This is a genomic window from Ruminococcus sp. AF17-12, assembly GCF_003479245.1.
Lineage (GTDB): Bacteria > Bacillota > Clostridia > Lachnospirales > Lachnospiraceae > Blautia_A > Blautia_A fusiformis.
Genome location: NZ_QUGY01000011.1, coordinates 111,154 through 125,426, shown reverse-complemented (window position 1 = coordinate 125,426; position 14,273 = coordinate 111,154). Strand labels below are relative to the sequence as shown.

The following is a 14,273-nucleotide window of genomic DNA, read 5'->3' as shown; positions in this document are numbered from 1 at the left end:
GATCATCCGTTAAAGGTCAGATCCCATCTGTCAGAAAGATGTCCTGGCCTGACTGCAAGTGCAGCAAGCTCTTCCAGCATATCTGGCGCCTTGGCAAGCGCCTCTTCCATCAGACTGTCCAGTTTAAGAAGCTCCTCCTTACAGTCGATCTCTGGCTCCGGGCTCATAAAAAATTCGGTAATAAACGCAGATATCTTTTTTCCTGCGGGGGAAAGGGCATGTTCCGAAAGGCGTCTCTTCCTTCCTCCATCATCACATACCAAAATACAGGTGAATATCTTCATCATTTTCAATGACAGATAAATGTTCCAGGTACGGATCGCCGGCAATACCTGGTGGATCGTCCATGCACTGAGAAAACTGGCACGGATCCCATGAGACGGATAAAAACGCAATGGATCTTTGCCGGTTTCATACATCAGCATGCGATCAAATTCCTTCTCAAAGAGCGTATGTGAGACTTTCCCCTCGGCAGCTACCTGATTGACGTAAGGATGACAGGTAGAATCCAGGATATAATGACATCCGAACCCCAGCAGGTAAGCCATCAGTGCAGGATTTTTTTCCTCCCGGACCTTCGCCATGCCCTTTTCAAAGAATTCTCTTGCTTTCCGTCCATGCATCTGCACTCCGTACTGTGTCACCGGATTTTTGGATATAAAATAATAAAACAGGATATCCGGACCATGCTGTCCGATCCGGTACAGATTTCCGTTGCTTCGGATCAGATGCTGTAATTTTGCGGAAAGTTTCCGGTAAACCCTTTTTCCAAAAAGATCATGTGCGTATGTTGTGGGCATTTTCGTCACTCCTCTTCTGTTTTCTGATCTGTCCGACAGGTCCCGTCAGCCGGCATCTGTCCGTGTTATTTGTTATACGTCCAGCTTCAGCTGGATCTCTTCCTCTGCTTCCGCCTTGAAATCCTCCAGCTGGACCGGATCCATTTCCGGAAGGTCTTCCAGCCCCTGGACACCAAAGCAGCGCAGAAATTCTTCGGTGGTTCCCAGGAGGATCGGGCGACCCGGAGCATCCAGACGTCCAAGTTCTCTCACCAGATCATAATCCATCAGTTTATTGATGGCATGATCACATTTTACCCCTCGGATCTTTTCAATCTCTGCTTTTGTAACGGGCTGTTTGTAGGCAATGATCGAAAGGGTTTCAAGCATAACGTCTGTCAGCGTGGGTTTCTTTGGCTGCGCTGCGATCCGGATAAGAGAATCATAGTATTCTTTTTTTGTACAAAGCTGAAAGGAGTTTTCGAGCTCTATGATCTGGATCCCCCGCTCTTCTTCCTGATAACGAATCATCATATTTCGGATGATATTTTCCGTTGTTGTCGGATCCTGACGGATCGCTCTGGCAATACGGGGTAATTCCACTGCTTCTCCCATTGCAAACAGGATGGCTTCGATTTCTCCTTCAATTCGTTTGATTTCCACTTATTGTCCTCATTCCTACTATATTATTCATCTGCGAACTCTGTCAGATTCTTCCATGTGTCCGGATCCGTGATAACTTCCACATGAATATCATCAAAAAGATCTTCCTGTTCTGCATGAACATGTCCCATCTTCATCAGTTCCAGAATCGCCAGAAAGGTCACGATCAGCTGTATTTTGGAATGCTGGTTTTCCATCAGCCTGCGAAAGCTGAATTTCCGGTGAGCTTTTGCATATTCCTTCATTTCCAGCAATTTATCGGAAAGTGATATTTCCTCTTTTTCGATCCTTCCGAATTTACTTCGGATCGGATCGATCTTATTTTCCTGTCTGCGGATCAAAGCCTGATAGATTGCACTCATCCGCTCCAGTGTCAGACCCCGGAGAAGTTCCTGGGGATCAGACGGTGGAGTATACTGCAGCACTTCTTCCGGAAGATCCTGTTTTCGGTAATAAACCCCTGCCGCATCTCCAAGCCTGTCCCGTAATTCATAGGACATATATTTGTACATCTTATATTCCAGCAGCTTCTGCACAAGCTCTGCTCTGGGGTCCTCCTCTTCTCCTTCCTCATTCACTTCTTTCGGAAGAAGCATTTTACATTTGATATCCAGAAGAGTAGCTGCCATGACAAGAAATTCACTCATGATCCCCAGATCTTCTTTTTCCATGGAATGCAGATATTCCATATACTGATCTGTGATCTCCACAATAGGAATATCATAGATATCGATCTTGTTTTTGTCGATCAGGTGAAGCAGAAGATCCAGCGGGCCTTCAAATACATTCAGCTTAACAGATAATGCCATAGGGTTTCCTCATTTCATTTTTTCGGAAGGTTTTATATCGATCACCAGCAGTTCCCTTGGATTATGGATCCGAAGGGGGATGGTATGTTCTCCAAGTCCAGCACTGACGATCATATGCTGATCCCCTTTGTGAAAGTCTCCACAGCAAAACGGTGGAAGGAACAGATATTGAGGAGATGAAAGGCCGTAATGTTCACTGAGGCGGACAACGCCTCCGTGATAGTGTCCGGACAGGATCAGATCCGCGCCCCATTCAAAATAGGTTTTTCCGTATTTTGGATTATGTGCCAGCAGGATCTGCATCCCTTTATCTTCAGGTTTTCCGATCAGTTCTTCCATCACTTCTTTTTTCAGCTTCGGTGATCTCGGCTTGTGATAATATTCGATGGGAAGCTCCAGGCCCCAGAAACAGAAACGCTCTCCCTTCAGGACCATAGCTTCATGTCCGTTCCTTAAAATATGCACACCAGCTTTTTTCAGTGCCTTTTCATATTTCGCATAATATGGCCGATATTCTTCGGAAAGGAACATTTTATATTCATGATTACCAAGTGCATAATACACGGGAAAATCCCCTGCAAGCTCTGTCAGCAGCTTACATGCAGTTACCAGAGTATCCGTTTCTGTACGTACAGCCATGTCGCCGGCAGAAAGTATCACGTCCGGAGCAAGCTTTCGGATCGTCTCTGTCAGCCGTATATTGTCTTTTCCGTAGGATATCCCGTGAAGATCCGCAAGAAGGATCATCCGCACGCCCTGTGGAGCATGAATCTTGTCCATATAGATCTCATATTGTTTGATTCTGAATTTTTTCATATTATTTTCCAAATCCGCAGTTTGGGAAAGTACAAACCGGACAGTTCAGACAAAGTCCGCCCTCTCCCAGCCTGGCGATCTCCTCTGCCTTGATCTCATCATCCGCCATTACTCTGGGCAGGATCAGATCAAATACCGTTCTTTTTGCGTACATGACGCAGCCCGGAAGTCCAAGTACCGGTATGGATCTTCCGTTCCTCTCAAGATATGCCACAAGCAGCATAGCTCCCGGAAGTACAGGTGCTCCATAGGTTACGATCTTTGCTCCGGTATCCCGGATCCCGCCCGGAGTACGATCATCGGGATCCACACTCATTCCGCCAGTACAGATGATCAGATCTGCTCCTGCATCTGCGAAAGAAAGAATTGCCTTTGTGATCTCTTCCTTATCATCTCCCGGCATCACCTGGCCTGTCACCTCTGTCGGAAACCCGGAAAGCTTTTCCCGGAGTACCGGTGTGAAGGTATCCTGGATCAGTCCTTTTTTGATCTCACTCCCGGTTGTGACGATCCCTACTTTTTTCTGCTGGTAAGGGAGAATGTCAAAGATCGGAAGATTTCCTGCTGCCTTCTCTGCTGCATCCATTTTCTCTTTCTCGATCACAAGCGGAATGATCCTGGTTCCTGCAACCTTATCACCTTTTTTTATCGGAAAATCGCCATGTCTGGAAGCAATCATCATTTCTCCCAGAGAATTCACAGCCACAAGTGCATCACGACGTATTTTCAGAATACCATCGATCTTTGATACCACCTCGATCTTACCTTCTTTGATCTCAGTTCCATGTACTTTGGAAGAGTTTCCGGCACAGATTTTGTAAAGGATCTCTGCAGCTTCATTTTCGTGAAGAATCCCCGATTTTTTCTCCCACACAAAAAGGTGTTCTTTTCCTACAGAGAGCAGCAGTGGTATATCTTCTTCTTTCACTACATGCCCCTTTTTGAAAAGAACGCCTTTTTTCTCATCTTTTATGATCTGCGTGATATCATGGCACAGAATGTGTCCCACTGCATCTTCTGTTCTGATCTCTTTCATCCAAAATCCCTTCCCTGTTCTGTTATTTCTTCAATCCGTTGTATTATACATCCAGTCTGCCCTTTTTGTCAAAATATGTTGCAGGCATCACAAAAGAAATGCCTGACAGGTTCTTTCCAGCCAGTCATGGTATCCGGCCTTTTTTATTGTTTCCCCGTACAGGATATCCAGACTACCGATCTTTTTCCCATCCTGATAGTATTCCTGTGCCCCTGCTTTCTGCCCTTTTTTCACCGGCGCACTTTGTTCTTTGGGAAGGATCAACTTTTTCTTAACATTGTCAGGTTTCGTTCCATCTGTGCTGATATATCGGAATTTCCCTCTATATACAAGCGGAACCTGCTCTTTGACTCCTTTGCGGAGCTTCATAGGTTTCAGTGGCTCCAGAGCATCATCCAGATACAATGTGCATTTAGAAAAGCCGTAATTTAAAAGAGCTGCTGCATCCCGGAATCTTGTTTTCGGGTCCGGTGCGGCCATCACTGAGGCGATCAGTGTGATCCCGTTTCGTTCTGCCACAGCACTGAGACAGTATTTTGCAATACTGGTGCTGCCCGTTTTAAGTCCCATACACCCCTCATAGCTGCGCAGCAGTTTATTTGTGTTGGTCAGTGTAAATTTCGAGGATCCTTTTCTGGTAACGTGTGTGATATCCTCCATCCAGACAGATGAATATGTAAGAACTTCCGGATATCTGCTGATGAGCTCCCTGCTCATAAGTGCAATGTCATAGGGAGTTGTATAATGCTCCTGTGATTCCGTCAGCCCGCAGCAATCCACAAAATGGGTATTTTTCATTCCAAGATCCTTCGCCCTCTCGTTCATCCTCTCCACAAAGGCTTGTTCTGTTCCCGCAACATGCTCCGCCATAGCTACGCTGGCATCATTTCCGGAAGCGATCACAATACATTTGATCATGGTTTCTGCAGTCTGCTTTTCTCCTTCTTCCAGAAATACCTGAGACCCTCCCATGGATCTGGCATAAGCACTGGTGGTAATGCTATCCTCCAGATGCAGGGTTCCCTCACGGATAGCATCAAAGATCAGGATCAATGTCATGATCTTTGTAATACTGGCCGGGCTTCTTCGAGTGTCAGGATCCCTGGAATAGATCACGGTACCGGTTTCTTTTTCCATAAGGACTGCACCCGGCGCTTCGATCAGCTGCTGTGCTTTTCCACTATCTTCCGTTTCTCCCCTGACACTAATGGGTGTCAGAGCCAGGCATAAGACTAAAATACAGATCAAAAGACTTTCCGGAACACTTCTGTTCATAAGCTCACTCCTGCCGCAAACATCTCTGTTCTATTGTAAAAGCTTTCCTGAAAGATTATTCCTGAAATTCTGAAAAAGCATAGATTCCGGTCCGTATTCCTATATCTTTCACTCTGCATCGCTTTGCTTTTTCAGTTCTTCGTCATACAGCTTAACACCTGTTTCACAATTTCCAGCAGCATATTTTCTTGCATAATTCGCTGCATCGATCGCCTCAGATGCATTGTTACATTCTCTGGTGATCAGATAGATCCCAGTGCGGACACAGAGCTCCATATCCGGATATTTCTCTTTCATCTGCCGTAAGAACTCCTGATTGGTCTTTAAAACAGATGTTTCCGGATCAACATCCATATCACATGGAGTGAAAAGGATAAAATGATCAGAGATCGCCCTGGTAAAATATACATCCATATCTGTTTTTAGAACGCTTATCACATACTCGGAAAACTGCCGCAGGATCTGATCTCCCACACGATATCCGTATTTTGCATTAATACGTTTAAATTTTTCAAAATCGGTATATATCACTGCATGTCCCGGCCCGTAACCTCCGATCAGCATTTTCTCCACATTTTCGCGAAATCTTGAAAAAGAAGACAATCCGGTAAGCTGATCCCGTCCGGATTCTGCAGCAATGCTACGATAAGCACTGTTAAATGCTTGGTTCTTGGCATAATGCGCAGAAATGATCTTGGTCACTTCTCCCAATAGCTTACGATCTTCTCTGGACCAGAGCCTTTTTTCCTGGCAGGTCACGTATGCAATGGCCCCTGTATAGCTTCCCTCACAGTACATGGCAGCACAGACTACGGTTTTTGCTCCGCACTGTAACACATTCTTTCTTCTCTGTTCCGAATATTCAGCCAGATCATTCTCCTGAATCACCACAGTACCATATTCATCATTGTGGCGAAACAATGTGATAAAATCACTTTTTGAAAAATGTATCTCATCTATCAAAAGCCTGTATTCTTCTTCCGAAACCCATTGAAAAACCCTGTTTATTTTCTGCTCTGCCACCTTGGTATGCAGGACTGTGATCCGGTTAAGCCGGAATTTCAGACCGATCACTTTCATCAGAAGTTCAATCGCTGCCTGAAAGCTGCTCATTTTTTCAAATATTTCAAATGCAGTAGAAACAATATCATTATGAAGATATCTGGCATCTATCTCAACACCCTCGTATAATTCCTGCTTTTCCTCTGTCTTATCCTCAAAACGTCTCAGATTATCACAGAAAGCATAGCGGTTTTTTCCATTTTTCTTTGCCTGGTAAAGTGCCCAGTCTGCATTTTCAAAGAGCTGCTGATATGTATATCCGGAAACATTTTCCGGAAGAAAGCAGATCCCCACACTGCAGGTTGCCAGATACGTGGTTCCCGGAAATTTAAGTTTCTGCACTTCCCGTATCAGTTTTCCTGCCTTTTTCATGATCGCTGCATGGCTGATATCCTTCAAAAGGATCACAAATTCATCGCCACCCAGACGCATGATCACATCATTAATGTCGAACAAAGCCACAAACAGCTCCGCAAAACGTTTCAGGACTTCATCACCGAACATATGTCCGTAAGTATCATTTACATTTTTAAAATAATCTACATCAAGCACCATCATCCCACATCCTGCATAGGGATTTCTGGATGCAAGGTATTCATCGATCAGTTCTTTTCCGAAAAAGCGGTTATACACTCCGGTCAGAGGATCTTTCTGGGCACGTTCCTCAAGAAATTCTTCCTGCAGCTTCTCCCTGGTGATATCTCTGGAGCTTCCTATGAAATAATGATATCCGGTATTTTTATCCTGTGCTATAAATCCCCGTACTGTCAGAAGACTCGCATTACCGTCTTTATTGATACACCGCACTTCTATCGTCCCGCCTTCCCGGGATGTCAGAAAATCCGTCAGGTACTTCCAGTCGTCTTTATAAACATTGCTGTATTTCTGTCCACTGGTCTTAAAATCCGTAATATTTTTTACAGGTCTCAGGTATTCATCCAAACGTTCATATATATCCGTCTCCTGACAGTACTGAAAAAGCTTCAGTGTAGTATTTCGATAAATGCAAGCGTATTTTTCCAATGTATCCCGAATATCAAAAACGGGATTTTTTTCGTCTGTTTTCATCATCGACCTCCCAGAGAGTTCTTGAGTTCACAGTATTTGTAAAAAAGTATACCATATCTTTGGGTATATATGTAGTTCTTTTATTTCTTTTTACAGTTTGTTTTTTACTATATAAAATACGCTGCGGAGGGCAGGATTACTCCTGCCCTACTGTCTTTTTTCATGAAAATGATACTGGTATGGTATTTTTTATGCTGTCATTGTGGGAATATCGATCATATCTGGATTTCTCATTTACAAAAGTCAGCGATGCATTTTTGTTTTGCATTGTCAGAGCAGCCGTACCGGAAGCAATCTTCCGGGGATCTGTACCATATGCAGGTGCAGCGCCTTTTATGATGCGGACATTCTCTGTATTTGCCCGTACATCTTTCAGATAGTAGCGTAGTACCGGTTTTTCCCAGACCGTATACTGCCCCAGCGGGATATTCCTGAGAGTGACCGATAATGTTGCATAGCCATTTTTATCGGTTTCATAGCTTCCTCTGGTAAAGGTCACATAATCCTCATATCTGTGAGGATTTCCGGATAGATCCGTACCTTCTGCCACAAAGGAAAAGGTTGGATTTCCATGAGCCCAGGTAATATCCTCCTCTTTGATCTTTTTTATGATGGTGATATTTCCCAGCGGAAGTGTTACCGGAGTATTCTCTGCTTTCAGATCCACAGTATCCGTATCTGTATTTTCTTTTTTCTGGAAGATTACCTCCTTTTCGTATTTGCCAGTATAGTTTTCCGGATTTTTTGTTTCCACTACTTTGAACCTTCCCTGATTGTCATCTGTGAGCACCAGCTCTTCCGTAGAGTACCATCCGGTTTCTCCGTCAAACTTCAGGATGCTCTGCCCGCCCAGAGTATTCTGGTAAGTCTGCTTCCCTCTATTCCACTGAAGCACGGTAAATTCAGCATCTTCCAGAACTTCCCCGGTATAGATGTCTGTTTTTCTCAGACGGATCACCCCTTTATATTCCTTTTCCTTTTCATTGACAACTTCAAAGGAAAGGCGTGCATCCTTGTCTGTGATATTCACCTCTTCTTCCCAGCTTCCTGTATATCCGGGCGGAGTCTTTGTTTCCGCGATCTTATATTTTCCCTCATTATCCGAAGTCTTCAAAAGTTCACCACTTACATAAAGTTCACTGGAGATGTCATAATCCAGAAGAGTTCCTTTTTCTTTATAGGCTTTTTTTGCTGCACTGTATTCATAAAGTGTAAATTCCGCACCCTTCAGGACCTCACCGGTCTTCGCATCGATCTTACGAACCTCTATCCTTCGTTTTTCGTTCTGGTAGTTCACTGCTTCAAACAGGAATTCCTGCTTTTCTCCCGGCTTTTCCAGCGTAAAATTCTTCTGCCAGTTTCCGGTGTAATTGGGAGGAGCTTTTGTCTCACGCACACGGAATTTTCCCTGATTGTCTTCGGTATAATTAAATTTTCCGGAGTTATAGGTACGTTTCTGTCCATCATAAGTCAGTTTTTTTAAGGTTACATAGCTTTTGCTTTTTTTACTCCACTGATACAGGGTAAATTCAGCTCCTGCCAGTGGATCACCGGTATTTCCGTCTTTCTTTCTGATGGATACTGTTCCGCTGATATCCATGATATCCGTTACGTTAACGGTTGTTGTCTTTCCACCGGTTACTGTAAGATTTTTGATAACGGTGTTCAGCTTGTATCCGGCAGCAGTTTTCGTTTCTTTCACATAATATTTTCCGGGAACTAGTTTTGAAAAAAGGATCTCTCCACCGGCGTTTGTTGTTCCGGTTGAAACCTTCTGATCCTTACTGTACATAGTCCGGTATCCGGAGGTCAGAGCTTCTGCTGCAAACAGTCCGTACTGCGCTCCCTGGATCAGTTTTCCCGTGTTGGGTTCCTTCTTGACCAGCTTTGCATTGCCGTAAACCGATGGCTTTACTGAAAACGAAAGGCTTCCTCTTGTTCCCTGGTATACGTAAGCGCCAAAATCCTGTACTCCATCTTTTCCCGCCTGGGCACTTCCGTCAACCAGGATATAGGAAACCGGCTGAAGCAGCATTTTGCAGGAAAACTTCTTTGTTGCAGATGCATTTAACGGAAAGATCAGAAAAAAATATGCCCCATCCTTAAGGCTCAGGCTTGTCCCCGACATCATTTTGGGATTAGTTTTGTGTGAATTATAATCCGCTGCGCTCGTCCAGTAGGCCAGCTGCCATTTTTCTGCGGCTCCTCTTGTTATGGTGATCCCGTTTTCTGCTTTTGCTCCATCTGTTACTTTCATAAGAGTACTCATCTGAAATCCGTCTTTCATACTGTCCGGAACAAAGGGAAAACCTGCAGGTCTGCTTCGGAATACACTTAACGGGATCGTCTTTCCGGATGCTGCTGCCCAGGAACCGTCTTCAGAAACATAAACGGCTGCCTTGTTTCTTGCAGGGATCGTCAATGTCTGGATCTTATCGATCAGACGGTTTATCCCTGTATGTTCTACTTCTGCTGCTGTGGCATATCCACAGTCATTAAAGTATACCTTTGACAGCGCAATATGCGTAAATACATAACGGTTCTGCCATTTTGACCAGTCTATGTGACTGCAGGAGGGGTCGTATCCGGTTCCCAGATCCCCCGGTCCTCCGTAACCAAAGTACAAAAGCTTCTGGATCACAGAATTAGTCAGTGCTTTTACTGCCTCATTCTTCAGCGTCATACTGTCCAGTCCATCCTGAGTTGCTTTCAGGCAATACAGAGGTGAAACCTTTTCCTCTCCTGTATCATCAATATAATGTACAGAACGATACGTACATCCCATACGGGTTTTATTTCCGGAACCAAGAAAATCATTGGCAGCTGTCCAGATCTCATCGCAGTAAACCCTGGTCCAGCTGTCCAGATAATACTGGGACGGGGAAAGTGCTGTAGCTGCGATAGCATCCTCTCCTTCTGAGATTACTTCCGCACTGCCAGCTTCCCGGAACTCCCCGGGAAGTGCTGCAGAAAGAGCAATGATCTCTCCGTTTTCGATATCCTGGATCAGTTCCTGATCCTCTTCACTTTCTCCTGTAAGGATTTCCGCGTTTTCTTCCGTGAATACAGTAAATCCCGGATCCTCTGTCTGCTCCGGTATCTCTGTCAGAGCTATATTTTCTCCTTCTTTTGAAACAGCTTCCGGTTCTTCTTCCGGTTCGATCAGCTCATCACTGTCCGCATTTTCAGTAGTATCTTTACCTTCTTCAAAAGCTTCCTCCACCGTTTCCGGTTCAGGCAAGGCTGTCGGAACCGGCATCTCAGCCTCCCCAGGCTGATCTGTTACCGGAATATCCGGGGCCTCCTCTTCTTCCTCCGGTTCTGTCTGTTCCTGCTGCGGATCTGCTGATACCGAACTCATATCTGCTGCAGGACTGGCCGAAACCACAAGAGAAGAAGCTGTGATCATCAATGCCATCCATGCACCGATCATTCTTCTTTTCAATTTTTTCGTCCTCCTTTCCATAGCGTCAGACTGCAGGTAAGCAGCGCCATACCAGCCATCAGTGTAAACAGGATCACAGGAGATTCATCTCCGGTCTTCACTGGTGTTGTCCTTACCGAAGAACTGTTATTTCCGGAAGCTCTTTCTGTGGCTTCTTTCCTGCCATTCCGGCGTGGAACAGGGCTGGTATCTGCCGTCTCCTGATCCTCCTCCACAGAAAAGATCCATTTCACATCTGCAGCTCGAAGAGCATATAAATTATCCAACTCTGCCGGAACCGTAACCTCAAATCTCATGTTTCCTTTTTCTCCGCTGGAAAATTCCCCCAGGGACACGGCCTTATTGAGAGATGCAGCCAGAAGATCCCCGGAATACAGCTTTTTATCATTCATGGTGATCACCAGCTTCAGCTTTTTCAGAAATTCCTGATCCTTTACCGATTTACATTCCGGTGATGTGCGGAAGAAGATCTCTGCTACATGCTCCGTTGTATTACGGATCTCTACAGAATCATGAAAAACATCTCCCGGCATTGCCGTGGAAAATCCGGAAAAAAAGTCTTCCGGAGCCGCGATCAGTTTGTGCGCATTTCCTTCAAACTCCACCTTCAGATCCACCGGACTTTTTTTCTGAACCACAAGACCATCGGTATCGTGGATACATCTTAAGATCTTCTGATTTCCCCAGGGTGACATGGCACGGAAATCCGGTGCAAAATTTGCCGCCTGGACAGCATCCGCCACGATGGTGATCCCCAGCTTCTTATCCTGGTAGGATTCATCCCATTGGGATGGTACAGTCACACCGGTAAAAATATCCACGCTGTCTCCCTGTTCCAGCTTCCTGGTATAATAAAAATACTCTCCCTTCCGGATCCATCTCGGTGACATTCCTGTAAGATTCCTGTCATCCAGACCATCCAACCCTTCCAGATCATCTGTATAAGAGATCTTCACCCTTACCCAGCATGGCTCTGAGTGATTGGTGATCCTGGGGATCTTGGATATCTCATCTCCCGGAAGAACGATCCGGCGATCCTGATATTTCATTTCTCGGCCGTCCTTTTTTTCCAGTTCCCGAAGAGAAATATTGATATCTCCCACTGATATGTGATTGGTCACTGTCACGGAATCTGAAAATCTGGCATAAGCAGCCGTGCACGCCAGGATACTGCCTGCCACAGCAGCACCTGCCAGCAGGGCTTTAAGGTGTTTTTTCAAGCATTCCCCCTCCTTTCTGCCTGAGCAGAAACCGGATCTGAAAAATACCTCCACGCACTTTCATAATCTGAAAATCCTTCTGCCTGTACAGCTTCCTCATAAACATTGATCTCAAAATCCTTAATGCTGTCCCTGTAAGTATCATCGATCTTTTGGGGATCGATCTGAAATCCGGTACACAGAGGAGTTGTTTTTTCACCCTCGGATATTTTTTTCCGGTAGTAATAATAGCCGTCCTGACTGTTATACACCCAGTTTGCCGTATCCAGACCTGTTAATTTCACGCCTCTGCCGATATCGTCATTGGAGTAGGAAAGGGACATCCTCACATAGCAGTCTGCCTGGAACCCTTTCACACTGCCGGAAAAATTTCCGATCCGGATCTCTTTTCTGTAGGATGGACCATTCTCCATAGGCGTAGGTGTAGGATCCGGAAAATCTTCCTCGATCTCCGTTGTCACATACCCTACTGCAGCAGAATTTATCTTTTTTTCAAAATCTGAAAAATACGCCGCAGTCCCTGTTGCGCACAGGAGCCCTGTTGTCAGGAGAAGGAAAACGGGTCTTTTTAATTTATTCATTTCGTGACACCACCGGCCTGTCCTTTATTCTGATTTACATATTTCTGGTAAGCAGCAGTTGCCTGCTCCAGAACCGTAGTCTTGTCATCCCCGGTATTGGTAGCCTGGATCGCATAAGCCCGTACCGGCATATCAATCTGCTGTGTATCCAGCTGACCTTCGATGATATTGGCAAAGGTTACTGTATCAAAAAGAGTTGTTGTCTTTGTTCCCGGCTTCAGGATGTGGTTATATGCATAGGTGTAGACCATATTCTGCCCCACTTCGGTCCGCTCCAGCTGTGTCCAGTCCTTGTTTTTGGTGAAGCTGAACAGCTCTGTTTTTGCAAGCGCATTCCTGGTACCATCCTTGGCTACCGTGATCACATTTCGGACCGGAACAGAAACTTCCAGATAGACAAATGCTTCATTTACTCCTTTATTTGCTACATAGGGGTCCTTCCGGATCACCTGAGTAGGAACCAGATCTGTATTGTCCTCCGGTTTCCAGTTAGGCTCATCCAGGTCGATATCCACTTTTCCTACGGTAAAGCTGTTGGTTGCCGTTTCAAAATCCGTGAGATATGCAGCTGTTCCTCCGGCTGCCAGTGCAGTGATCACAGCAGCAAGTGCGATTCCTTTTACCAGTTTTCTGTTTTTCATCATGATTAAATTCCTCCCTGTATTTTTTTCTTTTTTGGGGTATATGCCAGATCAAAGAGTACTGACAGACATGCCGCTATGCAAACTGCGGCAAAAGGGATCCGGGCTTTCAGAAAATGGATCACGTAGCCCAGATAAGGCAGGTGAAAGACTACCCGCCCGATGATCTGTGACGCCTCTGCGGGAACAGGATCTTCTGTCTTGTTGGCGTCACCTTTTGTGATAAAGATATCCTTTTCTTTTTTAACCACTCTATGGGTGACAACGGTATCTCCGTTATGAAAAGTAATGATATCTCCCTTTTTCGGAGAAAACTCTCCTTCCTTTGTAAAAACCACAGCTCCGGTTGGGATCTCAGGTTCCATGGATCCGGAATAGACCACATAGGGCCGGATCCCGAAAAGTCCAGGAATAAGAAGCACCAATGCCATCACCAGCATCAGTCCCAGAACTGTGTTGCCGATACATCGAAAAAATATTTTCATTCCTGTATTCTGTTCTACATACGATATTTGATGATCACTTCCCTCTGCAGGGAAAGAAACAGTGTTCGGATATCAGGAAAATTCCGGCGGAGACCTGCCCCACATAAATTGAGCCATAAAAAAGTCCTCCCTGTATAGCAGTTAATATGGCAATTCGCAACATGCTCCCATCACTTAAACTCACAGATTTTGAAGTGAGGACAAGCATGATCAAAATAATAATACAGCAAAAATACTGAATGGAAATTATTCGAGCAGATATGCTCAGATGTGCAGTTCCTCTCATTACTTACAGAGGTGAAGGATTCCTGCGACATTTGTTAAAAAAGATTTGTTTCAGATGATGTTATTATAGGGTCCGCAGATCCGGAAGTCAATCAAATTCGTCCGACA

General features: G+C 45.0%; 12 protein-coding genes. All 12 read right to left on the bottom strand.

The genetic code is table 11. The features are described 5' to 3' along the window. Positions 1-2 precede the first annotated feature (2 nt). The 12 genes from DWW77_RS12820 to DWW77_RS12765 all read right to left on the bottom strand — a co-directional run bounded on the left by DWW77_RS12820 (position 3) and on the right by DWW77_RS12765 (position 13,880). A complete protein-coding gene (locus DWW77_RS12820; RefSeq protein WP_059085668.1) occupies positions 3-800 on the bottom strand; it encodes a zinc dependent phospholipase C family protein in 798 nt (265 codons plus the stop codon). A 72-nt stretch (positions 801-872) separates the two neighbouring features. After that, the gene (gene scpB, locus DWW77_RS12815; RefSeq protein ID WP_022426764.1) at positions 873-1,442 is read right to left on the bottom strand and encodes an SMC-Scp complex subunit ScpB; all 570 of its coding nucleotides are present in this window, start codon (positions 1,440-1,442) and stop codon (positions 873-875) included. A gap of 23 nt (positions 1,443-1,465) precedes the next feature. After that, positions 1,466-2,251, bottom strand: a complete 786-nt coding sequence (locus DWW77_RS12810; protein ID WP_015524863.1) for a segregation and condensation protein A — start codon at positions 2,249-2,251, stop codon at positions 1,466-1,468. 9 nt (positions 2,252-2,260) lie between these two features. Beyond that, on the bottom strand, positions 2,261-3,067 hold the full coding sequence (locus DWW77_RS12805; protein WP_118608838.1) for a metallophosphoesterase: 807 nt from the start codon (positions 3,065-3,067) through the stop codon (positions 2,261-2,263). Between the two features lies 1 nt (position 3,068). After that, positions 3,069-4,103: a molybdopterin-binding protein gene (locus DWW77_RS12800; protein WP_118608837.1), complete on the bottom strand. Its 1,035-nt coding sequence runs from the start codon at positions 4,101-4,103 to the stop codon at positions 3,069-3,071. 87 nt (positions 4,104-4,190) lie between these two features. Then, positions 4,191-5,378: a D-alanyl-D-alanine carboxypeptidase family protein gene (locus DWW77_RS12795; RefSeq protein WP_118608836.1), complete on the bottom strand. Its 1,188-nt coding sequence runs from the start codon at positions 5,376-5,378 to the stop codon at positions 4,191-4,193. 108 nt (positions 5,379-5,486) lie between these two features. Continuing rightward, positions 5,487-7,508 (bottom strand): GGDEF domain-containing protein, encoded by a 2,022-nt coding sequence (locus tag DWW77_RS12790; protein WP_182431224.1) that lies wholly within the window; start codon positions 7,506-7,508, stop codon positions 5,487-5,489. Positions 7,509-7,668: 160 nt separating this feature from the next. Continuing rightward, positions 7,669-10,953, bottom strand: a complete 3,285-nt coding sequence (locus DWW77_RS12785) for a SpaA isopeptide-forming pilin-related protein (protein ID WP_118608834.1) — start codon at positions 10,951-10,953, stop codon at positions 7,669-7,671. Further along, positions 10,950-12,173 carry a hypothetical protein gene (locus tag DWW77_RS12780; protein WP_118608833.1) on the bottom strand — a complete coding sequence of 408 codons (1,224 nt, stop codon included), beginning with the start codon at positions 12,171-12,173 and terminating at the stop codon, positions 10,950-10,952. Before DWW77_RS12780 ends, DWW77_RS12785 begins: the two co-directional genes overlap by 4 nt. Next, the gene (locus DWW77_RS12775; RefSeq protein ID WP_021650527.1) at positions 12,170-12,754 is read right to left on the bottom strand and encodes a hypothetical protein; all 585 of its coding nucleotides are present in this window, start codon (positions 12,752-12,754) and stop codon (positions 12,170-12,172) included. The genes DWW77_RS12780 and DWW77_RS12775 overlap by 4 nt, the downstream gene beginning before the upstream one ends. Next, positions 12,751-13,398 (bottom strand): TasA family protein, encoded by a 648-nt coding sequence (locus DWW77_RS12770; RefSeq protein WP_015524856.1) that lies wholly within the window; start codon positions 13,396-13,398, stop codon positions 12,751-12,753. The genes DWW77_RS12775 and DWW77_RS12770 overlap by 4 nt, the downstream gene beginning before the upstream one ends. Before the next feature lie 2 nt (positions 13,399-13,400). Continuing rightward, entirely contained in the window at positions 13,401-13,880 is a 480-nt protein-coding gene (locus tag DWW77_RS12765) for a signal peptidase I (RefSeq protein WP_021650528.1), read from the bottom strand. Between the last annotated feature and the right edge of the window lie 393 nt (positions 13,881-14,273).